A 23,527-nucleotide genomic window follows, 5' to 3' on the forward strand; every position below is an offset into this window, starting at 1 on the left:
AGTCCCCGATCTCCTTGCCGACGGCGCGAGCCGATAGCGTCGCGACATGGCACACAAGATGAGGGTCCGACGCGCCTTCGCCCGCGGCGCACTGCGTACGACGAGGTGGCGCCTCGTCGGCGAGGTACCGGAAACCGGCATCCTCGTCGGCGCTCCGCACACGTCGAACTGGGACTGGGTCGCGATGCTGCTGATCGCGTGGTCCGGGGGCAGGAGCCCCCAGGTCCTGATCAAGGAGAGTTTCTTCAAGGGGCCCGTCGGCTGGTTGATGCGCAAGACCGGCGGCATCCCGCTGGACCGCAAGAACCCCGGCGCCACGATCCGCGCCCTGCTCCAGGAGGCCGAGGGCGACCAGCCCTTCCTGCTCGTGATCGCGGCCGAGGGCACCCGCGGCAAGGGCGAGTACTGGAAGCCCGGTTTCTACAAGATCTCCCAGCAGACCGGTCTCCCGATCAGCCTCGGCTTCATCGACTCCCCCACCCGAACCCTCGGCATGGGCCCGACCTTCAGCCCGTCCGACGACGTCGTCAAGGACATGGACTTCGTGCGCGAGTTCTACGCCGACAAGTTGGGCGTTCGTCCGGAGAACCGCACCGAGCCGCGACTGCGCGAGGAGAACGCCACGGACTGACGAGTCGGGGCTTCAGGCCCCGTGTCAGGCTTTGTCCCATGTTCGAAGCCATCGGGTACGTCGGCGCGGTGGGCTCCGCCAGCATGTGGGCCCCGCAGGCCGTGCGGGTCGTGAGGTTGCGGCGCGACGTCGACGCCCTCGCGGCGATCAGCGCGTCGGCGTACGCCATTGCGATCGTGTTCAACGCCCTGCTGGTGGTCTACGGGCACAGTGCCCACGCGGTGCCCGTGGTGGCCGCCGGGGTGCTCAATCTGGTCTGCGCGACGCTGATCTTCGGCCTGCTCCAGCGGGCGAGGAGGCGGACGGCATGAGCGTTGCCCTGGGCCTGCTGGTGGGCGTCATCGACGTCGCCCAGTTCATGCCGCACGCACGCAGGACCATCGACAAGCGGCACGACGTGCATGCGATGAGCGGCCTGAGCGTGTGGACCTGGACCATCGCGACGGTCCAGGGCGCCGCCTGGATCGTGTACGGCGCCGCGAACGACTTGTTGCCGATCCTGCTGCCGAACCTGGTGATCACGCCGGTGTGTGCAGGGATTCTCGCGCTCCGACTGGCGAGTGGGCGCAGCTCCGCACAGCCGGAGTGATCCCTCAGGAGCACCCGCCGCCCGGCCGATGAGGTCCGTACGCAGCGCCCGCTGCGCGCCCAGGGACGGGACACTCGCATGGCACTTCGGTCGACCATCGTCGCCGGCTGCGTCGTGACAGCCATCGCCGTCGGCGGCAGCCAGTGGGCTCTTGCGCGGCACGACGCGAGGACCGAGCAGGTCCGCAGTACACCCGTCTCCGCGCAACCGACACCGGCTGACGTCACGACGTCGGGCGGGAACCTCTCGGCGACGATTCCACGCACCGTCGTGATCCGCCTGGACACCCACGGTCGGCCGGTGTCGGCGATGACCAACACGGGCGCTCCGCCCGTGGGCGACGAACAGATCCACGCAGTGCAACACGGCATTCAGGTGCCGGTACCGAAGGCCCTCGTGCACCGGATCAGGACGCATCGCTACTCCGGCGACTGGTCGAGAGCGGGCGACTGGCACGCGTGGTGACGGGTGACCAGGTGGGCCGGACGGGCGTACTGTGCGCAAGGTCGTCCAGAGCCCAGCAGGAGGTCCCTCGTGAGTCGGTTGCGTCAGTCAGCAATGGTGTTCGTCGGTGCGTTGTCGTTGGCCACCACCGTGGTCGCGACCGGTCCGGCCGATGCCGACAAGGGCGGCAGCAACAGCGACACCGGTACGGGTCGGATCTTCATGGTCAACCCGGTCCAGTCGAGCAACGACCAGGGACTGACCGACCAGAAGGACTCCGCGGGCGCCGTACCCGACAGCGCGTACGCCGACGCCGAACTGCGTAACCTCGACGGCTCGGGCTACCTGCGCGGCGCGTGGGTCACGGTGGAGTCGAGCACCGGCACGCCCGCCTTCAGCCGCACCAACACGTTCCTCTACGACCGTTCGCAGGACCAGTTCGAGCAGGTGATGGCGTACTTCTGGGTCAACCAGGCCCAGGAGTACCTGCAGTCCCTGGGCTTCGACAACATCCTGCACGCGCCGTTCCCCGTGAAGATCAACCAGTACGGCGGCGACAACAGCTACCAGACCGACAAGCCCTTCCGCGTGCGGCTGGGCAAGGGTGGGGTCGACGACGCGGAGGACGCCGAGGTGATCGTGCACGAGTACGGCCACGCCGTGCACCAGTCGCAGGTCCCCGGCTACGGCCAGAGCCTCGAGGCCGGGTCGATCGGCGAGTCCTTCGGCGACTACCTCGCCGTGACGGTCGGCCTCGATGCAGCCGCCACCGAAGGCTGGCCGGTCGCCGCTGACCCGTCCTGCCCGATGGACTGGGACGCGACGTCGTACACGGACGCGCCGCACTGCATCCGCAGTTTCCACACGAACCTGACCGTGGCCGACAAGAAGGACCAGGTCCATCACGACGGGCAGATCTGGTCCCAGGCACTGTGGGAGATCCGCAGCGACTACGTGACGCTCGGCGGGACCACGAGGGACTGGGACCGGACCCTGGTGGCCTCGCAGTTCAACTACGCGCCCGACACGTCCTTCTCAGCTGCGGCCGCCGCGACGTACGCCGAGGCGCTGGCTGATGGTCCCGCGTTCGCCGCCGCAGTCAAGAGCCGGTTCGCCGACCGCGGGATCACGTTCTGAGCAGGTAGGTCACTGGCCCAGGCCGAGGACAGCGACCGCTTGGTCGGCCATGGCTTGTTCGCCGCGGAGGTTGGGGTGGACAGGAACGAGCTGGACCGAACCCAGCGCCGGCTCGACCCAGCGCGTGCCGATCGGTCGACAGGCGTCGTGGCCCTCGGAGATCGTCGAGACGTCGATGTAGGTGGCGCCGGTGACCTCGGCGGCGCGGCGGACGGCGTCGTTCAAGGTGGCCTGCAGGTCGCGCAGATAGGGCACGTCACCCCGGGCGATCGGCATCAGCGGGAAGCATCCGCCCGTGGGCGGCAGCAGCCAGAGGTAGCCGGCGATGGCCACCTTGGCATTGGGCGCCTTGGCCTGCACCGCACCCAGGGCATTGACCAGCGCGGGGTAGGTGGTGGTGCGCACCGTGTCGGCAAACGAGGAGCCGTACTTCGCCTTGCACGGACTCCCCTGTCCGAGGGAAGCCACGGCGAGTGCCCCGCAGGAGATCGCCGCGTTGGCGAGCGTGTCGCTGTCGTTGCCGCCGATCGTCATCGTGACCAGGTCCGTCGACGCGGACAGGGCGTCCAGTTGCGGCGCGAGCCCCTGCATCTGCGACGTGAAGAAGTCCTTGGTCTGCGCTGCCCCGCAGCTGACATCGATCAGCTGGTACCCGTGCTCGGAGGCAATGTCATGGGCCCAGTTGTTCGACGACTGCCAGCAGATCGGGTTGGTGCGGGGTGCGATCGGGAAGACCCCGCTGCCCGCGCTGTAGCTGTCCCCGAGATTGACGTATTCGACCGGATCCACCGGCGAGTCCGCGGTCGCCGGGCCCGTGACCAGAGCGACGGCAGCCGTGGCCGACATCAACGAACCGAAGGCCAACAGGGCCGTGGCCGACCTCATCGAGCGTGTGCGCATACGTCTCTCCTTGGCTGACCAGCAGGTCGCGCCGACGTTACGTCCACTTGCTTCACTTGTGTAGTAATTGTCCCTCATTGCTCACATGGTGGACCCGGCCACCCCAGCCGACGCCCGCCAGGATGAGCGCGACGGCCGTCAGCACGTAGAGGTTGCCCGACATCCCCTGCCAGAAGTTCCAGTCGTACTCGACCCCGTTCCGGAACGGTGCCCACCAGATCGCTCGTGACGCCGCGATGACGACAACCACGCCCGCGACCACCCGGGCCCGGGGCAGGTCGCTGAACCACAGCGCCAGCGTGATCGGCACGAACCAGACCCAGTGGTGGTCCCACGAGATCGGCGACGCGAGCACCATGCCGAGGGCAGCCATGCCCACGGCCAGCGGCCGGGCAGCGGGCGACGTCGAGCGCCACAGGAGGGCGGCTGCGAGCAGGGAGAGGGTCGCGATCGCACCCGCGACCACGAACCAGAGCGAGGTGGGCGCCTCGTGGCCGAGGAGCCGGCTCAGCGTGCCCAGCACGGACTGGTTGCCGGCGTACTCGACACCGCCGATCCGGCCCGGGTCCCACAGGATCTCCGTCCAGTACGCGACGGACGCGCTGGGCGCGAACGCCGCCCCGACGAGCACGGTGGCCGCAAAGCTCCCCAGGGCGACCCCGGCAGCGCGACGCTGGCCGATCACCAGGAAGAACGCCACGAAGAACAACGGCGTCAGCTTGATGCCGGCGGCGATCCCGACGAGCCAACCCGCGTGCCGCCGTTCGGGGCGCAGGACGTCGGCCAGGATCGCGGCCATCAGGAACAGGTTGACCTGGCCGTACGACAGTGTCGACCACACGGGCTGGCTCAGCAGCGCAACGGCCGTCAGGATCGGCACGACGACAGCCGGGTACGTCGACCCGCAGGCCTTGAGCGTCGCGTTGATCGCCCACGCCAGCACGAGCACGCACGCCGCCGACCAGAGCGCCGCCGTCAGCCACAGCGGCAGCACGGCCACGGGCAGCATCAACACGGCCGCGAACGGCGGATAGGTGAACGGCAGATCAGCCACGTGGAAGCGGACGTCGTAGAGGTCTCCCCCGAACAGCGCACTCGCACCGAGTTCGTAGACCCGCAGGTCGATGAACCAGTCCCAGCGCCAGGCGAGCAGGGCACACCACAGCCCGACACCGACGGCGAGGGCGACGGTCACACGACGGGCGGTGCGGGGAGAGTCCACCTGTCGAGGCTAGGTGGACTGAACACCCGATTCGGTCTCGTGGAAGGCGAAGTATCGAGACTTCACCTGCCCGTCCTCACGGGTTCACCGCGTGGCGACACCTGACCCGGTGAGTTGAGCGGCGACGGTCGCACTGTCGATGAAGACGCGCTCGCCGACGACGCGGCCGTCGTCGTCGAAGGTGATGACGGCGACCATCTCGAGGGAGATCGTGTTCCCACTCGGCGCCAAGCCGGCGTACCAGCCGTCATGCGTGCCGGTGAAGCGGACGAGCGCGACGCCCGTGGACTGCTCCTGGCCAAGGGGCTGGACGGTGGCGGCGAGGTCGCTGAATCCCGCGAACAGGTCAGTCTCGCGCTCGGCCAGCGCGGCGAGACCCTGCTGGGGACCGGTCATGGGCGAGTCGTAGGCGGCCGGCTCGCGCCACAACCCGAGGATCTCCTCGACGTCGTGGTTGTTGACGGCGGCTGCCGCTGCGGCGGCGAAGTCGTTGATGAACATGGTGGCTCCTGGATCAGTTGGTGGTGGTGGATTGCGGCCGAACCGAGCGTTCGGCCAGGGTGATCGCCCATCGCGTGGGCAGACGGCCTGCCACGCGGGCGAGAAGCGCATTCGCAGCGCCGTCGACCACCTCGCGGCGGTCGGCCCTGAGGGCGCTCATCGCGACGTCGACGACCTGCTCGGGCGTACGGCGGTTCCCCACCGATGCGTCGTCGCCTGCGACATCGAAGAACGCGGTGTCCGTGGCACCCGGACTGACAGCGAGCACCCGGACTCCGGTGCCGCGCGTCTCGGACCACAGGGCACGGGTGAACGACAGCACGTAGGACTTGGTCGCGGCGTACACGGCCATGTGCGGAACCGGCTGGTACGCCGCCGTGCTGGCCACGTTGACGATCGCCCCATGCCCACGAGCGACCATCGGCGGCAGCAGCAGAGCAGTGAGCTCGCTGAGCGCAGTGATGTTCACCGCGATCTGCGTGGACACGTCCACCAGGCGCGCACCCGCCAGGTCCCCGTGGATGCCGAGTCCGGCGTTGTTGACCAGTACGTCGACAGAAAGACCCCGCTCCGACAGCGCCCGGACGATCCCTGCCGCCGCCCCAGCCACGCTGAGGTCAGCGGGCACGACGTCGACCCGGACGCCGAAGCGCCTCTCGAGGTCCTCGGCCTGCGCCCGCAGCACCGGCTCCCGCCGGGCGACCAGCACCAGGTCACCGCCCTCGGCAGCGACCCGCTCGGCCAGGGCGCGCCCGATTCCCGACGAGGCCCCGGTCACCAGCACGTGTTGCTTCTCGAAATAGCCTGCCATCTCACTCCTTAATTAAACCGACTCGTCGGTTTAATTAATAGCAGTAGGGTAGGCACATGACAAGGTCTTCGAGCGCCCCCGGCTCCCCGACGCGTCGGCCGCCCACCCGGGCCCACCCAGCACGGCGCCGCTTCGCGTGGGCGGATCCTCGACGCCGCGGCGGCGGTGTTCGCCCAGATGGGGTACGACAAGGCGCGGATGGACGACGTCGTCGAGACGAGCGGCATGACCAAGGGCTCGGTGTACTTCCACTTCGCGAACAAGGAAGCGCTGGCGGTCGCCGTACTCACCGAGAAGCATGCGTCCTGGCTCCACCAGGTTCGCTCGCGGCTGGCCGCCACACCGCCGGGTACCGAACGTCTCGAAGCCCTCCTGCCAGCGATGCTGGGCCTGCACCAGGAGGACCCCTACGCCTGGGCGGTCGCGCGCCTGACGCAGAACCTCTCCGAACTGCCCGCCACCCGTTCCCTCGCGGCCGAACTGACGCGGCGCTGGATCGACGACGTCGCGGCCCTGGTCCGCGACGCCCTGCCCGCCGCGGCCGATCCCCCGGTGGACCCGGTCGAAGTGGCCACCCTCCTCGTCGGCGCCTTCGACGGCCTGAAGGCCACGGTGCAGGTGCTGGCCGACGACCCGGGTGCCGCCGCCCGCCAACTCGAGAGCGGCGGCGCGCTCCTGATGAAGATGCTGCGTGCGGTGATCACGCCGCCGTGAGACTTCACCGGTCCGTCGCAGACCCGACGGATCGATGACCCGACTGGTCCACGGCCGGCGAACGGCAGCTCAGCCGTCGTCGCGCACGCCTCGTCCGAGGCCGGCGTCACGGGCCTTCACGATCGCTTCGGTCCGATGGGCGACGTGCAGCTTGTCGAGGATCGTGGTGACGTTGTTGGCCACGGTCTTCGGCGACAGGAACAGGCTCGCTCCGATCTCGGCATTGGTGAGACCACCGGCGACGCCGTTCAGGATGTCGCGCTCACGCGCCGTCAGTTCCGGGAAGGGCGGTTTGTCCGACCTTTCCGCCGACCGGGCGAACCACGACTGCATACGCTGGGCGAGCGCTGCACCGAAGACAGCCTGACCTGCGGCTGCTGCCCGCACGGCCGCCACGATGTCTCCGCCGTCGGACCCCTTGAGCAGATAGCCCGCAGCGCCGGCCGAGACCGCAGCGAAGACCGTGTCGTCATCGTCGAACATGGTGAGCACCAGCACAGCCGTCCCGGGACTCTTCGCGCGAACCTGCCCGGTCGCCTCGAGGCCGTGCAGGACGGGCATCTGGAGGTCCATCAGTACGACGTCCGGCCGGTGCTCCACACAGAGCCGGACCGCCTCGAGGCCGTCCTCGGCTTCGGCCACGACCTGGATGTCGGTGGTGCTGTCGAACACCGCGCGGAGTCCTTGCCGGACCAGCGGATGATCATCTGCCAGGACCACGGTCGTCATGGCGTCATTGTCCGCAAGGGGAAGACAACTTCGATACGGCCGCCACCAGGTGACGATCCGGCGGTGAACGTCCCCGCCAGTTCCTCGGCACGCTCCCGCATGCCGCTGAGCCCCACGCCCGGCTGCCACTCCCCGGCCGGAACCCCGTCATCGGTCACCAGGACCACCACATCTCGTTCACTGGGTGCGACCGTCACCGTCACGGACGAGGCGCCCGAGTGACGCACCACGTTGGTGACCGCTTCGACCACGGTCCGGAAGGCCGCGACCTCGACCGCAGCCGGCAGGACGACCTCACGGGGCAGCCGAAGGTCGAGGGCGAGACCGCCTTCGTCGGCGATCCGTTCCGCGTGCAGCCGAACTGCCCCGATGAAGCCGAGGTCGTCGAGGGCCGGTGGGCGCAGCCCGTAGACCAGACCTCGCAGGTCGTTGATGACCTGACTCGATGCGTCCTTCGCCCGGTCCAGATAGGTGCCGGCGCGGTCAGCGTCCTGAGCGATGCTGGACCGGGCTGCATCGAGATTGAGCCCGAGTCCGGTGAGCAGCGGTCCGAGTCCGTCGTGGAGGTCGCGTCGAAGCCGCCGTCGTTCCTCCTCGCGAGCGGCGACCAGTTGATGACGCGTGGTCAGCAGGTCGGCATTGAGCGCTTCGGCGTGGACAGAGCCGGCGATCAGCTGCGCCATCGTCGCCAGCACCTGACGGTCCCGGTCACCGATGGCGGCGAGGCCGTGCGGTGCAGCCGCTCCCATCAACGCGACCTGCTCGCCCTGATGGAACAACGGCCACGTCTGAGCCAGATCCGTCGGCTCGCCGTACGACGCGAGGACGACGTCGTTGCGCAGGACGGCGACGTACGGCAGCTTCAGCATCTCCGCCGCTGACCGGACCAGGTTCTCCACGACCGAGCCCTCGGAACTCAGGGCGTATCCAGCCGAACGCCGGATCAGGCTGTCGATGGCCCAGAGGTCATAGCGGAGCACGGGGACCGCGAGCGTCACGACGAACAGCAAGGGGGCCAGCCCCGATGCCCAGTCGGGCAAGGTCTCGGCGACCGCGAACGGGAACAGCGCCAGGGCCCCCACGACACCGGCAGCGCGCCACTGCAATTGCTTGCGTTCCAGGCCGCTCGAGCGGAAGCAGCGGATGACCACGCCGATCCCGGCCAGCACGCCGAGCAGGATCACCAGGGGCGTGGCGAAGCCGAGGGCGTTCCCGATGTCGACGATCGGCGTGCCGTCGATGAACCTGTTCGGATCGGCGTCACTGTCGGGCTGGATCGAACGGATCGCCGAGTCCCCGAGCAAGCCGCCGACCAGCACGACCCCGATCCCCCAGATCAGCACCCGGTCGAGCCAGCGACCCCAGCGTCCCGTCGGACGCCCCGAGGGGAATCGCACGTTGATCAGGCCCTCGAGCGCCGCCGGCACGAAAGCCAGGGAGCCGAACGTCAGCCCCCAGAGCGCGAGCTCGCCGCCGTGCCCCTCGTCCAGCGCCCAGTACGACGGCCCGACCACCACCAACATCAGAACGAGCGACATCGCCGCCAGTGCCAGCAACCAACCGAACGGCAGGTCGGGACGGCGGGCCATCAACACAGCGCCCATCAGTCCATAGGGAAGGACCTGGCAGGCGCTGTAGACGAACTCCGCGGACGCCAGACCGCTCGATGGATCGACGTTGCGCGCCAGCAGGAGGAAAGCGGCGAAGCCGGCGACCGTGCAGAGCAGCACGACAATCGCCAGCCCGTTGGCCTGGCGCAGAGCAAGTTGCCGCAGTGAGTTTCGCACGATGAGCCGAGCCTGCACCCTGCTCAACGGCGCGGCAATGGCCAACGCTCCCGCCCGTACGGGAAGACCTTCCCGCTGTTCCGGGAACCGGGCGGTGCGCCGGTGAGACGTCTCCCTGTTCGCGGGAACCGCGGACGGAGCACGGTCGGAGAACCAACCGTTTCTCTCCCCAAGGAGCACGTCATGAAGATCATCCGCTGGGCCGCCATCGCCGTCACCGCACTCTTCGTCCTGATGAACCTCGGCGCCGCCATCGACCCGGAACAGGCCGACAGTGTCCAGGCCGCCGGCGGCGTGCTCGCCGTCCTCGGGATCGCCGCCGTCCTGGGTCTTGTCTTCCGCCAGTCCTGGGGCCGGCTCGCCGTGATCGGGGTCGGCGCACTGAACGTCGTGGCTGGTGTCGCGGCGATCGTCGCCGACGAGGAGGGCGGCGCCATCGGCATCGTCGTCGGCGGCCTCGGCGCGGTCCTGGGCGCGCTCACTGACGACGGGACCGAGCCCCGTCCCGCGTCGGCGCACCGATGACAACCCCGTCGGTCGTCGGTACGGCGACGCTCCCCCGCGCGCAAGGAACCTGGCGCCAGCGCCTCGCCGCTGTCGCGGAATACCACACGGGCGGCGAGTGGGTCCGCGACCAGGGGCTCCGGGTGGCCGACATGCGGCTCGGGCCGGCCGGGCTCGTGCCCCAGGTCGCCCTCGCCGTCAGTCCTCGCGCCGCTCACGACGTCCTCGGACGGCACGACGACGCCCTGGACAAGAACACGCCCTTCAATGTGCAGCGACGGCTTCTCGGGAGGCACAGCGGACGCCCGTCCGATGACCTGTTCCACATGACCTACCAACCGTGGCTCAGCCGCAAGCGTGCCCTCCAGCCGGTCTTCACCAAGCCGCAGGTGTCAACGTACGGCGGAGGCATGGCGGCGATCGCCGAGGAACAGGTGCAGCGGTGGGCAAGGGCAGTGGAGGTCGACGTCGGTAGAGCCACTCGCGTACTCACCCTGGAAGTGCTCGGCCGTTCCGTGTTCGGGCTGCATCTGGGCGATCGCGCAGAGGTGCTGGCCCCGCACGTCGACGTGATCATGACGTACCTGCTGGAACGCGCGGTGCGACCCGCTCGGGCGCCGTACTGGCTCCCGACGCCGGTGCGCGGCAGGTTCTTCGAGGCCTGGGCAGCGATCGACGAGCTCAGCAACGAAGCGATGACGACCTGCCGACAGGATCCCGATCACGAGGCGCCGTTGATTCGCCAACTGCTCGCGGCTGTGGACCCGGAGACCGGGCAGGCTCTCAGCGACGAACAACGCCGCGCCGACCTGCTCGCCTTCCTGCTCGCCGGTCACGACACCACGTCGACGACGCTCGCCTACGTGCTGTGGCAGGTGGGCCACCGCCCCGACATCCAGACGCGTCTGCATGCCGAGGTCGACGCGCTGGGCGAGCGGTCGCTGACCACCGACGACGTGTCGAACCTGCCGTACACGGTCCAGGTCATCCACGAGGCGATGCGACTGTGCCCGCCCGTTCCCGGGGTGGCCCGGTCCGCGACCCGCGATGTCGAGGTCGACGGCTTCCGGGTGCCGCAGGGCTACACCGTGATCGTGCCGATCTACGCGCTGCACCGCGATCCGAGGGCCTGGGCGGCACCGCTGGCCTTCGACCCCGACCGGTTCGCGCCCGAGCGCCGCAAGGGCATTGATCGCTGGCAGTACCTCCCCTTCGGGGGTGGTCCCCGCAGCTGCATCGGCGACCACTTCGCGATGCTGGAGGCCACGCTCGCCCTGGCGACGGTGGTCCGCTCGACGGCGATCAAGTCGGTGCGGCCAGGCTTCCCCCTCGCGCTGGGCGCCACGCTCACCGCGGCCGAACCCGTCCCGCTGCGGTTCACACCACGCTGAAATGCAAGATGCCGTCCCGAGGGACGGCATCTTGCATTTCGGTGGAGCTGAGGGGATTCGAACCCCTGACCCCCTGCATGCCATGCAGGTGCGCTACCAGCTGCGCCACAGCCCCAAACTCAGTTTCTCCGCCGGAGCGGATCAACCTGCGGAATACTAACCAACCCTGCCCGAGGAGGTGAAATCGGGGTCAGAGGTTGTACGCCGCGAGCAGCCAGTCACCCGTCGGTCGCTGCTCCAGGAACACGCGTCCGCAGTTGCCGATCGCCCGCAGATCCCGTGCGGTCGCGAGCGGCCAGCCCAGGAAAGCGACCAGTCCGGCGCGCGCAGCCGCACCGTGGGTGACCGCGACACCCGTCTCCCCCGGCCCCAGCGCGTCGGCCAGGTCGTGGAGCGCGGCACTGATGCGATCAGCCACCTCGAGGGGCGATTCCGCTCCGGGGATGCCGACCCATTCGTCGCGACGGAACCGGTCGAAGGCGCCCGCGTCGCGCACGCGGAGCTCGTCGTGGGTCAGCCCCTCGAACTCCCCCAGCGTGAACTCCCTCAGCCGGGCGTCGTACGACGGCACGAGGCCTGCCTCCTTGGCGACCTCGTCCGCGGTCATCCGGGCCCGGGCCAGGTCGCTGGACCAGACCAGGGTGGGCTCCAGCGCCGCGATCAGCGGGGCGACCGAGCGTGCCTGGTCGACCCCGACGTCATCGAGTTCGACGTCGATCTGTCCCTGGATCCTGTGGGCGGCGTTCCATGCCGTCCGGCCATGCCGGAGCAGCACGATCCGACGCGCAGGCGTCTCGTTCCCCACCAGCGCTACTCGACGACCGAAGGGCCCGCGATCTCGGCCGGCAGTTCGATGACCGGGCAGTCACGCCACAGGCGCTCGAGGGCGTAGAACTCGCGCTCCTCGCTGTGCTGCACGTGGATGACGATCTCGCCGAAGTCGAGCAGGACCCAGCGGCCGTCGCGGTGGCCCTCACGGCGGATCGGCTTGGAACCGAGGTCGCGCAGCTTGTCCTCGATCTCCTCGACGATGGCGCGGACCTGGCGGTCGTTGGCGCCCGAGGCGAGCAGGAACGCGTCGGTGATGGCGAGCTGCTCGCTGACGTCGAAGGCGAGCTGGTTCGTGGCGAGCTTGTCGGCAGCGGCGAGGGACGCTGCGCGGATGAGTTCGACGGCGTGGTCGGTGGCGGTCATGAGTCTCCGGACTGAACTTGGTGTGACACGGGACGTGGGTAGAGCCCGTGCTTGGTGATGTATTGCACGACGCCGTCAGGCACGAGGTACCAGACAGGCTGGCCCCTTCGTTGCCTCTCGCGGCAGTCGGTCGAGGAGATCGCCAGTGCGGGGATCTCCACCATGGTGACGCGCTCAGACGGAATCTTTGCCAACGTCGCAGGGTCCATCTCTGCGCCCGGGCGGGTACACCCGACGAAATGGGCCAGTTCGAAGAGCTCTTCGGCGTCGCGCCAGCTGAAGATGTCGGTCAATGCGTCCGAGCCGGTGATGAAGTAGAGATCGGCTTCCGGGCGCTCCTTGCGGAGGTCGCGCAGCGTGTCGATCGTGTACGTCGGCCCGTCCCGGTCGATGTCGACCCGGCTCACCGTGAACCGCGGATTCGCGGCCGTGGCGATCACCGTCATCAGGTAGCGGTGCTCGGCTGGCGCGACCTCGCGGTCGGCCTTCTGCCACGGTTGGCCGGTCGGGACGAAGACGACTTCGTCGAGGTCGAACCAGCCCTGGACCTCCGACGCCGCCACGAGGTGGCCGTGGTGAACGGGGTCGAAGGTGCCGCCCATCACCCCGACCCGGGCGCGGCGTCCGGGCTCGGTGGGCGTCACCGGCAGGTCAGCTGTGTTCGCGGCCGCCGCCGAAGGCGACCAGACCGATCAACAGGAGCAGGAGGAGCGCCAGGACGCCGCCACCGATGAGCCACGGGTTGACGGCGGGCTCGCCGTGCTCCTCGGCGGCACTGGCAACGACGAGAGCAAGGGTGCTGATCTGGCTGAGCATGGCCGGATCCTATCCAATGTCAGTGCAGGGCGAAGTCGACGCCCAGGAACAACAGCGTGAAACGGATCGTGCGACCGATGAAGACCGTCGGAATGAACGCCCACATCGGCATCTTGAGCAGTCCGCCCACCGCGGCCATCACCAGCAGCGGCGGAATGCCGACCGAGGCCGCCACGAACATCACGAAGATCGCGTACCAGGGGCGGCCCTGCATCCGGGCGACCCACTTCTCGTAGCCGGCCTTCACCTTCGGCGAGGACAACTTCTTCTGGGCCCAGGCCGAATCGGCCCCGCGACGGGCCGCTTCGTACCAGACCACCTTGCCGACGGTCGCGCCCGCGCCGGCCGCGATACCCAGCGCGATCGCGGTCGCCGTACCACCGTCGGCGGCGCCGGCGCCGACGATGTAGACCTCCATCGGGAGGAAGGGAAGCAGGGCCGAGGCAATGCTGAAGGCGAAGGTCGTCAGCCACAGGATCATGCCGGCCCCCGCGTCACTGGTCCGCGACCTGCTCGCGCGCGGGAATCGGAACCCCGAGCTTCAACAGCCAGCCCAGCGAAACGCACTTCAGGACCAGCAGGGCCACCGCGATCACGATGCCGAGCCACACCCAGCCGGTCACGAGCAGGATCACCGCGAAGGCGCCGGAGTTGGCGGCCTTCCCGATCCGCGACCAGTTCCAGAGGTAGATCCGGCGGTCGACGACGTGGAAGTAGTTGGGACTGCGAATCGGCCAGGCGAGGAACGCCAGCGAGAGGTACATGTCGATCACCATGAACTCGAACAGGTAGATCGCGATCGGGATCCCGATCCACGTCATCGGTTCGTCGCTGAGGTAGCCGGTCGGCTCGAGCCAGATCAGCCCGACGTACAGCGCACCGCAACTGAGGCGGTCGCACATCATGTCGACGACCGCACCCATCCGGGTCTCGCAGTCGAACCAGCGCGCCCACTCGCCATCGATGCTGTCGCCCACCCAGTAGACGACGAGTCCGACGACGATCAGCGTGAGGCTTTCGTCGTACGCCGCCCAAACGGCAATGGCCAGGGTGATGACCGTCCGGATGAACGTGATGATGGTGGCTCCGGTGAAGAGCCTTTCAACGGACGGATCCGCGTAGATCCGGTCCGGGGAGCCTGCCATGTCGCGAAACCTACCGCGCGCCCGAAGAACGTCCGACGACACACCCCCAGTAGTTCCCGGGATTCATCGACCGTCCACCTCCGTTGCCTAGCGTCGCAACGTGATCTGGCTGGCTGTCGTCTTCGCGCTCGCGAGCGCTGCGACCACCGCGGTGTCGACCTCGACCCAGCACCTCGCCACCGGAAAGGCACCCTCCGGCACCGGCGCGACAGGCCTCATGCGGTTCCTCGTACGACGACCCGAATGGCTGCTCGCCCTTGCCCTGGGGCCGGTCGGCTTCACCTTCCACGTGCTGGCGCTCGACAACGGGCCGATCGCCATCGTGCAACCGATCGCCATCATGGGCATCGTCTTCGCCGTCCCGATCCGGGCCGCCCTCGCACGAACCTGGCCAGCGCGCGCCGAACTCGGCGCCGTGGCCGTGACGGCGCTCGCCATCGCCGTACTGCTCCTCGCCTCCGACGTCCGTCAGACCGCCAGCGGGCCGGACCCCTTCACCCTGCTGGTCGCGTCCTGCGCGTGCGGGATGGCCGCTCTCGCGGCCCTGGTGATCGCCGGAGCCCTCACCCGACCGGTGCCCCGGGCCTTCGTGCTGGGCTGCGCATCGGGCGTTCTCTTCGGCCTCATGGCCGTCCTGATCGAGGCCTGCCAACTGCACCGCGACGAACACGGCTGGGTCGGACTCGCCGCCACCTGGCTCCCCTACGCCCTCGTCGCGGCCGGCCTCGGCGGCATCTCCGTCAATCAGCTCGCCTACCGTTCGGCCCGGCTGTCCGCCTCGATGCCGGTCCTGAACGTCGTGAACTGTCTGCTCACCCTCGGATTCGCCCACGTCGTCTTCCGCGAGGTCCCCGCTCACACCCCGGGGTCGGCTCTGACGTCCCTTGCGGCACTGCTGGCGATGGCGTGGGGCCTGTGGCGCCTGGCACGCCTGGAGGAGCTAGCGGGTGTGCCCGTCGCCGATGACGACGTACTTGGTCGACGTCATCTCGGGCAGCCCCATCGGACCGCGCGCGTGTAGCTTCTGCGTGCTGATGCCGATCTCGGCCCCGAAGCCGAACTCGCCGCCATCGGTGAAACGGGTGGATGCGTTGACCAGCACCGCAGCCGAGTCGACCTCCGCCACGAACCGGCGTGCAGCGCCCTGGTCCTCGGTGACGATCGCGTCCGTGTGACCGCTGGACCAGGTCTGGATGTGCTCGAGGGCGGCGTCCAGGTCGGGTACGACGCGGGCGGCGATGTCGAGCGACAGGTACTCGGTGCTCCAGTCGGCGTCGGTGGCCGGGAGGACTCCGTCGTGGGCCGCGAACGCGTCGTCGCCGTGCAGGACGACGCCGGCAGCCTGGAGCGCAGCGACCACGCGCGGCAGGAAGTCGGCGGCCACGTCGGCGTGGACCAGCAGCGACTCGGCGGCGTTGCAGACGCTGGTGCGGTGCGTCTTGGAGTTCAGGACGATCGACAGCGCCTTCTCGAGGTCGGCGGCCGCGTCGACGTACACGTGGCAGTTGCCGACGCCCGTCTCGATGACCGGCACGGTCGACTCGTTCACCACCGACTGGATCAGGCCGGCACCCCCACGCGGGATGAGGACGTCCACCAGGCCGCGCGCCCGCATCAGCGCCTTGACGCTGTCGTGGGTGTCACCCGGGACCAGCTGGATGACGTCGGGGTCGAGCCCCGAGGCCTCGACCGCGTCCCGGAGCACCGCCACGATGGCGGCGTTGCTCGACCGAGCCGAGGAACTGCCGCGCAACAGCACGGCGTTGCCGGACTTCAGGCAGATGCCGGCCGCGTCCGCGGTGACATTGGGCCGGGCCTCGTAGATCATGCCGACGACACCGAACGGCACCCGGATCTGGCGCAACTCGAGCCCGTTGGCGAGCACCCCACCGCGCACCACCTCGCCGACGGGGTCGGCCAGGCCGGCGACGTCACGCAGGCCCTGGGCCATGTCGGCCAGGCGCGCGTCGGTGAGTCGCAGGCGGTCGATGATGTTGTCCGGCGTACCGCCCTCGACCGCCCGAGCGACGTCCTCCGCGTTGGCCGTGAGGATCTCCCCGGACCGCGACAGGAGCGCGTCGGCCATGGCCTGCAACGCGGCGTCCTTGGCCGCCCTGGTGGCGAGTGCCAGCCCTCGGCTGGCAACGCGCGAACGCTGGGCCGCGCTGATGACCGACAACCGGCCGGGGACTTCGGGAGTACTGCTCACTGGAAGAGATTAGGGCCTGAGACGCCGTCACACGGACGGCGTCTCAGGCCCTATCGAAGTGTCGAGCGTCAGGCGCAGGGACGACGCTTCGGCTCGATGCCGGTCCGGTGCGTGACGTTGCGGTTGTCCCACATCGCGCGCCAACGGAGGTTGTAGGTCCTGAGCACGGCCGGGTCGTGGATCTCGTAGGTGACCTCGTCGCTACCGAGTGCGGGCGCCGACCAGTTCTCCGAGCCGGTGAAGACGACCTTGTCGGCGCGGCCGCGGAAGGTGCCGTCGATCGTCATCACCTTCAGGTGGGAGTAGCACCGCGTTCCGTAGACCTGCTTCTCGCCACCGGTCGAGAGCTTCATCCCGAAGTCCCAGTCGGCAGCCTTCACGCTGATGCGGGAGCCCTTGAGGATCCGGACGACTTCCTTGCTGATGACCGAACCGATCACCGCGACCGTGCAGCCCTCGCGCTTGCGCGCGGCGACGGCCTTCGCGATCCGGTTCCCGCGCGTGCCGTACCAGGCGTACATCGCGATCCGGACCACGGTCTTGCCGCTGGCACCGTAGCCGGGCTTGGTCCGGCAGTGGATCTGGCGCACGCGGTCGAGCACGGCATCTCCGGAGCTCGTGAACCGCACGCTCTCGCGCGGGGCCGACAGGCGCTGGTAGAACACGCCGAGGGTCTCGGTGCGGTAGGTGACTCGTCGGGGCGACACGGCCCGGTCGAACTTCAACTGGTTGAAGATCGCCAGGAAGCTTCGGTACAGGTCGTGGTTGCCGTAGACGGTGTAGGCGTCGTTCCACTGTCCGCGAACGGCGCCACCGCTGAGGTTGGCCGAGCTGTTGATGACCACACTGGTGGCCGCACCCGCCCGGCTGAACGTGTACGTCTTCATGTGCATGTTGCCGCCACGCGAACCGTTGCGGCACGCCTTGCGGCAGATGATCAGGAAGCTCTTGGCCCTCGGGTTCTTGCCGAACTTGGCCTGCAGGCCCTTCTCCACCGGGCCGATGAGGTTCGCGTTGACAACGATCTGGACGTTGACCCCGCGGTCCTTCGCCGCCTTCAGCAGGGTGGCGGTGTCGCTGCGGTCGATGTTGTACGAAGCGAACCGGATCGTCGCACCAGGCGGCGTGTTGCGGATGCCGTCGTGCACGCGCTTCAGGATCGCCGTACGACCCTCGTAGGTGCCGTTCGGCGTGTTGAAGACCGGACCGACGGGCGGGAGCCAGGTGGGGACGGAGGCGGCCGTCGCAGATGCGACCGACGCTTCGGGCGCGGCGCTGGCGCCCGCCACCTGCCCCGAGCCTGTGAGCAGGCCGAGCACGAGGAGGGAAGCTGCAGCAACGATCTTCATGGAGAGAACCCTAACCGAGAAGTTTTACAGGCGTGGTCATACGCGGCCATACAAACCGCCGGACAAAACCGAAGGACGCCGCACCAAAGTACGACGTCCCTCGGTCGAAACGAAACTGTCAGCCCTTGCGCTTGACGATCTCGGCGGTCACGGCGGGCAGCACGGAGTGCAGGTCCCCCACGACGCCGAAGTCGACGAGCTCGAAGATCGGGGCTTCTTCGTCCTTGTTGACGGCGATGATCGTCTTCGACGTCTGCATGCCGGCGCGGTGCTGGATCGCACCGGAAATGCCGTTCGCGACGTACAACTGCGGCGAGACGACCTTGCCGGTCTGGCCGACCTGGAAGGCGTGCGGCTTCCAGCCGGAGTCGACGGCGGCACGCGAGGCGCCCACGGCTGCGCCGAGTGCGTCGGCGAGGCCCTCGACCGCGGTGAAGTCGCCGCCGGTGCCACGACCACCGGAGACCACGATCGCGGCCTCGGTGAGCTCGGGACGACCGGTGGCCTGACGCGGCTGCGAGGCCACGATCTGGGCGGTCTTGGCGGCGTCGGAGATCGTCGCAGCGAACTGCTCGACAGCGCCGGCGCCGGCACCCTCTTCAGGAGCGGCAGCGTTGGGCTTGACCGCGATGATCGGCGTGCCCTTGACGACCTTGGCCTCGACGGTGAAGTTACCGGCGAAGACGGACTGGGTCGTGACGATGTCGTCACCGTTGACCTGGACGTCCACGGCGTCGGTGATCAGGCCCGAGGAGAGCTTGATCGCGAGGCGACCGGCGATCTCCTTGCCCTCGGCCGAGGCCGGGATCAGGATCGCGGCGGGCGAGGACGCAGCAGCGATCTGCTCGAGCACCTCGGCCTTGGGGGCCACCAGGTAGCCCTTGATCTCCGCGTCGTCGACGACGTAGACCTTGTCTGCGCCGTAGGCCTTGACGGCGTCAGCAGCGGCAGCGGCCTGGTCGGCCCCACCAATGAAGACGGCCGACGGGGAGCCGATCCGCTTGGCGATCGCCAGCAGCTCGTACGTGGGCTTCTTGACAGCACCGTCGACGTGGTCGACGAGAACGAGAACTTCAGACATGGCTCAGGCTCCTCAGATGAACTTCTTGGACGCAAGGAACTCGACCAGCGCCGTGGCGCCCGATCCGTCCTCGTCCTTGACGATCTCGCCGGCGGTGCGCGCCGGGCGTTCGGTCACGGTCTCGACCTTGGTCCAGGCAGCGTCGATGCCGACCTCGGAAGCGTCCACGCCGATGTCGGCAAGAGTGAGCGCCTCGAGGGGCTTCTTCTTCGCAGCCATGATGCCCTTGAAGGACGGGTAGCGCGCCTCGCCCGACTGGTCGGTGACCGAGAGGACCAGCGGCAGCGTGCCGCCGACGACCTCGGTCGCGGAGTCACCGTCACGCTTGATGCGGACCTGGTCGCCCTGCGACTCGACGACGGCGGCGAGGGTGACCTGCGGGAGGCCGAGGCGCTCGGCGAGCATCGCCGGCACCACGCTCAGGCCGGCGTCGGTCGACGCGAGGCCACCGATGATGAGCTCGGGAACACCGATCTTCTCGATCGCCTTGGCGAGCACCAGCGACGTGGCGATGGCATCCGAACCGGCGATGGCGTCGTCCTGCACGTGGACGGCCTTGTCGGCGCCCATCTGCAGCGCCTTACGCACGGCGGCCTCAGCGGCGGCGGGACCCACGGTCAGCGCGGTGACGGTGATCTCCTCGTCGGGGCGCTTCTCCTTGATCTGGAGAGCCTGCTCGACGGCGTACTCGTCGAGCTCCGAGAGGAGACCGTCGACGCCGACGCGGTCAACAGTGTTGTCCGCCTCGAACTTCCGGTCGCCCGTCGCGTCGGGAACGTACTTCACAAGAACGACAATGTTGGAGAGAGTCATGGTTGTGGCCGGACCGGCCCCTTCCTGTGCAACGAGCCCCGCGCCGTAGTTGGCGCAGGGAACAACTGTGTGGTCCTGTTCAGGACAGCGTTCGGCAGGCTACCGTCCGGTACCCCGCCGCGGAAACCGCATGGCAGTGGACTACCTCACATGTCCCTGACCCAAGTGGCGGTCAGGGACGAACGATCCGCTCGACGAGCCGCCCAGCGACGAGGTAGACGACCGCGGCGATCCCGTAATTGAACAGCGCCGTCTTGACCAGGTCGTTCTTGCCCGTGAACTCCTTGACCGGGTTGTCCAGGTCGAAGAATCCGAGATCGAAGGCATTGGCCAGGTCACGCACGATCTTGACCAGGTCGTTGTTGGCGTTGGCTTCGAGCGCGAACGTGAAGGCAGCGGCAGCGAGGATCAGGGCGAGGGTCACGCAGACCCCCCAGATCACCCGCGCTCCGAGATCCCGCCAGCGGGCCGCCGTCAACGCGCGGCTCGACGATGCCGGGTCGACGGTCGCCGCCCCGGTCCCCTCGATGTCGTCCGACATGTCGCTCACCGCCCTTCGAAGGTGGCCTTGCCCGGCCCGTTCTCGATGAAGGACGCCATCCCCGTACGGCTGTCCTCGGTCGCGAAGATCGACGAGAAGTGCTGACGCTCGATCTGGAGGCCGGTCTCGAGGTCGGACTCGAGTCCACGGTCGACCGTCTCCTTGATGGCACGCAGGGCGTACGGCGCCGCGGTGGCGAAGCGCGCAGCCCAGGCGACGGCTTCGGTGTAGACATCGGCAGCCGGGATCACCCAGTCGACGAGGCCGATCGCGAGCGCCTCCTCCGCCTTGACGAAGCGACCGGTGTAGAGCAGGTCCTTGGCCCGGCTCGGGCCGATCAGACGCGGCAGGCGCTGGGTGCCGCCGGCTCCCGGGATGATGCCGAGCAGGACCTCGGGCTGACCGAGGACGGCGTTCTCGGCGGCGAAGCGGACATCGGCCGCCAGCGCGAGCTCACAGCCACCGCCAAGGGCGTAGCCGTTGACCGCGGCGACCACGGGCTTCGGGATGCGGGCGATGGCGTTCACCGCACCCTGCAGCGCCTCGACCCGGTCGACCATGTCCGCGTAGGACATCGTCGACATCTCCTTGACGTCGTTGCCGGCAGCGAAGACCTTCTCGCCACCCCAGACCACCACGGCCCGCACATCGGCGCGTCCCGCGGCCTCGGCAGCCGCGTCACGCAGCTCGTCCTGGACCTGGATGCTGATGGCGTTCATCGCCTTCGGGCGGTCGAGTCGGATCGTGCCGACGCCGTCGGCAACTTCCAGGCGCACGAACTCGCTGGTCATCTGCTCCCTCTCGTGTGGTGACGCTCTACTGGGGCTCCCCCTCCCGCATTGTGCCGCTCCTCACCCCGTCGAGGTACAGAACCCCGGGACTTGAACACATTGACGGCACAATGACGGCGTGACTCCCGGACTTTGGCGATCCCTCGATGAACGTGCCGCGGTGTGGCCCGGTCGCAACTGGCCACTGGGTGCAACCTGGTCGGCCGAGTCGACGAACTTCGCCGTCTACTCCCCCAACGCGACCGGCATGTGGCTGTGCCTGCTCGACGACGCCCCCGGCGACGGGGAGCAGCGCTTCGCCCTGACCGAGCAGTCCCTGGGCATCTGGCACGGCGCCTTGCCCGAGATCGCCCCGGGCACTCGCTACGGCTATCGCACGGAAGGGCCGAGCGATGAAGCCGAAGGCATGCGGTTCGACCCGGACATCCTGCTGCTCGATCCGTACGGCCTGGCCGTGTCCGGAACCGCGGGCAACGCCGCCAGCGTCGTGGTCGACCCGTCCTTCGACTGGTCCGGCGACACCCGACACCGTCGGCGCTGGCTCGACTCGGTGATCTACGAACTCCACGTCAAGGGCTTCACGAAGCTGCACGACCGGATCCCCGAGGACCTGCGCGGCACCTACGCGGGGCTCGGGCACCCCGTCGTCACCGACTACCTGCGCGACCTCGGCGTCACCGCCGTCGAACTGCTCCCGGTGCACCAGTTCTTCTCCGAACCGGCGCTCGTCGAGCGCGGCGTCACCAACTACTGGGGCTACAACCCGGTCAGCTACTTCGCCCCGGACGCCGGCTACTCCGCGTCCGGTGACCGCGGACAGCAGGTCACCGAGTTCAAGCAGATGGTCAAGGATCTGCACGCAGCCGGGATCGAAGTGATCCTCGACGTCGTCTACAACCACACCGCCGAAGCCGGGCCCGACGGACCGACGTACTCCTTCCGGGGACTGGACGACCGCGGCTTCTACCGCCGGGTCCCACCCGGCAGCGCCAACGAGGGCGTGTACGACGACACGTACTGGGACGTGACCGGTTGTGGCAACACGGTGAACTCCGAGGACCCGCTGGCGCTGCGGCTGATCCTCGACTCGCTGCGGTACTGGGTGAGCGAGATGCACGTCGACGGCTTCCGGTTCGACCTGATGTCGGCGATCACCCGGACCGCCGGGCCTGACGCGATCCGCGTCGACATGGCGTGCAAGTTGCTCATCGCGATCGGCCAGGACCCCGTGCTGCGGCACGTGAAGCTGATCGCCGAGCCGTGGGACGTGTCGATGGACGGGTACCTCGTCGGCGGCATGCCGCCGCCGTGGGTGGAGTGGAACGACCAGTTCCGCGACACCATCCGCGACTTCTGGCGCGGCCAGACCCAGGGCTCGCACGCGGTCGCCACCCGGCTCGCCGGATCGGCGGACCTGTATGCGGACGACGGCCGGTCGGCGTACAACTCGGTCAACTTCGTGACGGCCCACGACGGCTTCACCGTGCGCGACCTGGTCTCCTACGACAACAAGCACAACGAGGCCAACGGCGAGGACAATCGCGACGGCACCGACAACAACCGCTCCTGGAACCACGGCATCGAGGGCGAGACGGACGATCCGGAGATCGTGGCGTTGCGACGGCGGCAGGCGGCGAACCTGATGGCAACGCTGTGCCTGTCGAATGGCGTGCCCATGCTGACCGCCGGCGACGAGCGCGGCCGCACCCAGGGCGGCAACAACAACCCGTACTGCCAGGACAACGAGATCTCGTGGATCGATTGGCGCGGCGACGACGCATGGCTCGACGTCTACGACGTGACCCGGACTGCCCTGCAACTGCGCCGCGAACACCCGGCCCTGCGCCAACGGCACTGGTTCGAGGGACGGCCCACGATCATCGGCGGCCCCAAGGACCTCGCCTGGCTGCACCCGTCAGGGCGCGAGATGACCGATCAGGAGTGGTACGACGCCGACCTCGACACGATCGGAATGTTCGTCTCCGGCAAGCCCCTGCGCTCCCCCGGACCCCGCGGCGAACAGCAGATCGACACGTCGTTCCTGCTGTGGTTCCACGCCGGCGCGGACCCGGTCACGGTGTTCCTGCCCGACAACGACTGGGTGCGCGCCGGGAAGGTCGTGCTCTCGACCGACACCGGCCTGCCGTCCGGGACGAAGCTGGTGGTCGGCGAGGAACTGGTCATCGGGCCGCGGAGTGTGGTGGTCATGCAGGAGACCGAGGCCTGAC

Annotated in this window: 28 protein-coding genes and 1 tRNA gene; 10 read left to right on the plus strand and 19 right to left on the minus strand. The window is 68.7% G+C overall.

The window, feature by feature from the left end; translation table 11 throughout:
* Positions 1–46 precede the first annotated feature (46 nt).
* From HRC28_RS19215 to HRC28_RS19235, 5 genes are all read left to right on the plus strand, one after another.
* Positions 47–631: a 1-acyl-sn-glycerol-3-phosphate acyltransferase gene (locus tag HRC28_RS19215; RefSeq protein WP_202033122.1), complete on the plus strand. Its 585-nt coding sequence runs from the start codon at positions 47–49 to the stop codon at positions 629–631.
* Between the two features lie 38 nt (positions 632–669).
* Positions 670–942, plus strand: coding sequence for a hypothetical protein (locus tag HRC28_RS19220; RefSeq protein ID WP_182377018.1), 273 nt, complete (start codon positions 670–672; stop codon positions 940–942).
* Positions 939–1,220, plus strand: coding sequence for a hypothetical protein (locus tag HRC28_RS19225; RefSeq protein WP_182377019.1), 282 nt, complete (start codon positions 939–941; stop codon positions 1,218–1,220). The genes HRC28_RS19220 and HRC28_RS19225 overlap by 4 nt, the downstream gene beginning before the upstream one ends.
* A 78-nt stretch (positions 1,221–1,298) precedes the next feature.
* Complete coding sequence (locus tag HRC28_RS19230; RefSeq protein ID WP_182377020.1) at positions 1,299–1,685, plus strand: hypothetical protein; 387 nt, start codon at positions 1,299–1,301, stop codon at positions 1,683–1,685.
* Positions 1,686–1,754: 69 nt separating this feature from the next.
* Complete coding sequence (locus HRC28_RS19235; RefSeq protein WP_237111570.1) at positions 1,755–2,801, plus strand: M36 family metallopeptidase; 1,047 nt, start codon at positions 1,755–1,757, stop codon at positions 2,799–2,801.
* A gap of 9 nt (positions 2,802–2,810) precedes the next feature.
* Here the strand turns inward: HRC28_RS19235 and HRC28_RS19240 are convergent, their stop codons facing one another.
* From HRC28_RS19240 to HRC28_RS19255, 4 genes are all read right to left on the minus strand, one after another.
* Positions 2,811–3,701: an SGNH/GDSL hydrolase family protein gene (locus HRC28_RS19240; protein ID WP_182377021.1), complete on the minus strand. Its 891-nt coding sequence runs from the start codon at positions 3,699–3,701 to the stop codon at positions 2,811–2,813.
* A 52-nt stretch (positions 3,702–3,753) separates the two neighbouring features.
* Positions 3,754–4,923 carry a glycosyltransferase 87 family protein gene (locus HRC28_RS19245; protein ID WP_182377022.1) on the minus strand — a complete coding sequence of 390 codons (1,170 nt, stop codon included), beginning with the start codon at positions 4,921–4,923 and terminating at the stop codon, positions 3,754–3,756.
* A gap of 84 nt (positions 4,924–5,007) precedes the next feature.
* On the minus strand, positions 5,008–5,424 hold the full coding sequence (locus HRC28_RS19250; protein ID WP_182377023.1) for an ester cyclase: 417 nt from the start codon (positions 5,422–5,424) through the stop codon (positions 5,008–5,010).
* Between the two features lie 13 nt (positions 5,425–5,437).
* Positions 5,438–6,235, minus strand: a complete 798-nt coding sequence (locus HRC28_RS19255) for an SDR family oxidoreductase (protein ID WP_182377024.1) — start codon at positions 6,233–6,235, stop codon at positions 5,438–5,440.
* Between the two features lie 144 nt (positions 6,236–6,379).
* Between HRC28_RS19255 and HRC28_RS19260 the strand changes: the two genes are divergently transcribed.
* The gene (locus HRC28_RS19260; RefSeq protein WP_272902684.1) at positions 6,380–6,949 is read left to right on the plus strand and encodes a TetR/AcrR family transcriptional regulator; all 570 of its coding nucleotides are present in this window, start codon (positions 6,380–6,382) and stop codon (positions 6,947–6,949) included.
* A 69-nt stretch (positions 6,950–7,018) separates the two neighbouring features.
* On the opposite strand, the gene HRC28_RS19265 is transcribed toward HRC28_RS19260, so the two are convergent.
* Both HRC28_RS19265 and HRC28_RS19270 read right to left on the minus strand, forming a co-directional pair.
* Positions 7,019–7,678 carry a response regulator transcription factor gene (locus HRC28_RS19265; protein ID WP_182377026.1) on the minus strand — a complete coding sequence of 220 codons (660 nt, stop codon included), beginning with the start codon at positions 7,676–7,678 and terminating at the stop codon, positions 7,019–7,021.
* Positions 7,675–9,465 carry a histidine kinase gene (locus HRC28_RS19270; protein ID WP_182377027.1) on the minus strand — a complete coding sequence of 597 codons (1,791 nt, stop codon included), beginning with the start codon at positions 9,463–9,465 and terminating at the stop codon, positions 7,675–7,677. Before HRC28_RS19270 ends, HRC28_RS19265 begins: the two co-directional genes overlap by 4 nt.
* 183 nt (positions 9,466–9,648) lie before the next feature.
* On the opposite strand from HRC28_RS19270, the gene HRC28_RS19275 reads away from it, so the two are divergent.
* Both HRC28_RS19275 and HRC28_RS19280 read left to right on the plus strand, forming a co-directional pair.
* The gene (locus HRC28_RS19275; protein WP_182377028.1) at positions 9,649–9,990 is read left to right on the plus strand and encodes a hypothetical protein; all 342 of its coding nucleotides are present in this window, start codon (positions 9,649–9,651) and stop codon (positions 9,988–9,990) included.
* Complete coding sequence (locus tag HRC28_RS19280) at positions 9,987–11,360, plus strand: cytochrome P450 (protein ID WP_182377029.1); 1,374 nt, start codon at positions 9,987–9,989, stop codon at positions 11,358–11,360. The genes HRC28_RS19275 and HRC28_RS19280 overlap by 4 nt, the downstream gene beginning before the upstream one ends.
* A gap of 42 nt (positions 11,361–11,402) precedes the next feature.
* Here the strand turns inward: HRC28_RS19280 and HRC28_RS19285 are convergent.
* From HRC28_RS19285 to HRC28_RS19315, 7 genes are all read right to left on the minus strand, one after another.
* Positions 11,403–11,475, minus strand: a tRNA-Ala gene (locus tag HRC28_RS19285).
* A 75-nt stretch (positions 11,476–11,550) separates the two neighbouring features.
* A complete protein-coding gene (locus HRC28_RS19290) occupies positions 11,551–12,165 on the minus strand; it encodes a histidine phosphatase family protein (protein WP_182377030.1) in 615 nt (204 codons plus the stop codon).
* Between the two features lie 5 nt (positions 12,166–12,170).
* Positions 12,171–12,554 (minus strand): ribosome silencing factor, encoded by a 384-nt coding sequence (gene rsfS / locus HRC28_RS19295; protein ID WP_182377031.1) that lies wholly within the window; start codon positions 12,552–12,554, stop codon positions 12,171–12,173.
* The gene (gene nadD / locus HRC28_RS19300; RefSeq protein WP_272902642.1) at positions 12,551–13,198 is read right to left on the minus strand and encodes a nicotinate-nucleotide adenylyltransferase; all 648 of its coding nucleotides are present in this window, start codon (positions 13,196–13,198) and stop codon (positions 12,551–12,553) included. The genes rsfS and nadD overlap by 4 nt, the downstream gene beginning before the upstream one ends.
* Before the next feature lie 7 nt (positions 13,199–13,205).
* Positions 13,206–13,370, minus strand: coding sequence for a hypothetical protein (locus tag HRC28_RS19305; protein ID WP_182377032.1), 165 nt, complete (start codon positions 13,368–13,370; stop codon positions 13,206–13,208).
* 19 nt (positions 13,371–13,389) lie between these two features.
* Complete coding sequence (locus HRC28_RS19310; RefSeq protein WP_182377033.1) at positions 13,390–13,851, minus strand: VTT domain-containing protein; 462 nt, start codon at positions 13,849–13,851, stop codon at positions 13,390–13,392.
* A gap of 13 nt (positions 13,852–13,864) precedes the next feature.
* Positions 13,865–14,515: a CDP-alcohol phosphatidyltransferase family protein gene (locus HRC28_RS19315; RefSeq protein WP_182377034.1), complete on the minus strand. Its 651-nt coding sequence runs from the start codon at positions 14,513–14,515 to the stop codon at positions 13,865–13,867.
* Positions 14,516–14,615: 100 nt separating this feature from the next.
* Between HRC28_RS19315 and HRC28_RS19320 the strand changes: the two genes are divergently transcribed.
* Complete coding sequence (locus tag HRC28_RS19320; protein ID WP_182377035.1) at positions 14,616–15,536, plus strand: DMT family transporter; 921 nt, start codon at positions 14,616–14,618, stop codon at positions 15,534–15,536.
* Here HRC28_RS19320 and HRC28_RS19325 read toward each other — a convergent pair.
* From HRC28_RS19325 to HRC28_RS19350, 6 genes are all read right to left on the minus strand, one after another.
* Positions 15,456–16,724: a glutamate-5-semialdehyde dehydrogenase gene (locus HRC28_RS19325; protein ID WP_237111571.1), complete on the minus strand. Its 1,269-nt coding sequence runs from the start codon at positions 16,722–16,724 to the stop codon at positions 15,456–15,458. The genes HRC28_RS19320 and HRC28_RS19325 overlap by 81 nt on opposite strands.
* Positions 16,725–16,792: 68 nt before the next feature.
* Complete coding sequence (locus HRC28_RS19330; protein ID WP_182377036.1) at positions 16,793–18,073, minus strand: phospholipase D-like domain-containing protein; 1,281 nt, start codon at positions 18,071–18,073, stop codon at positions 16,793–16,795.
* Positions 18,074–18,191: 118 nt separating this feature from the next.
* On the minus strand, positions 18,192–19,154 hold the full coding sequence (locus HRC28_RS19335; RefSeq protein WP_182377037.1) for an electron transfer flavoprotein subunit alpha/FixB family protein: 963 nt from the start codon (positions 19,152–19,154) through the stop codon (positions 18,192–18,194).
* A 12-nt stretch (positions 19,155–19,166) separates the two neighbouring features.
* Positions 19,167–19,967, minus strand: coding sequence for an electron transfer flavoprotein subunit beta/FixA family protein (locus tag HRC28_RS19340; RefSeq protein ID WP_182377038.1), 801 nt, complete (start codon positions 19,965–19,967; stop codon positions 19,167–19,169).
* 172 nt (positions 19,968–20,139) lie between these two features.
* Positions 20,140–20,508, minus strand: a complete 369-nt coding sequence (locus HRC28_RS19345) for a hypothetical protein (RefSeq protein ID WP_237111874.1) — start codon at positions 20,506–20,508, stop codon at positions 20,140–20,142.
* 5 nt (positions 20,509–20,513) lie between these two features.
* On the minus strand, positions 20,514–21,299 hold the full coding sequence (locus HRC28_RS19350) for an enoyl-CoA hydratase-related protein (protein WP_182377039.1): 786 nt from the start codon (positions 21,297–21,299) through the stop codon (positions 20,514–20,516).
* Between the two features lie 118 nt (positions 21,300–21,417).
* On the opposite strand from HRC28_RS19350, the gene glgX reads away from it, so the two are divergent.
* Complete coding sequence (glgX, locus tag HRC28_RS19355; RefSeq protein ID WP_182377040.1) at positions 21,418–23,526, plus strand: glycogen debranching protein GlgX; 2,109 nt, start codon at positions 21,418–21,420, stop codon at positions 23,524–23,526.
* Position 23,527 lies beyond the last annotated feature (1 nt).

The sequence above is a fragment of the Nocardioides sp. WS12 genome, from assembly GCF_014108865.1.
Taxonomy (GTDB): domain Bacteria; phylum Actinomycetota; class Actinomycetes; order Propionibacteriales; family Nocardioidaceae; genus Nocardioides.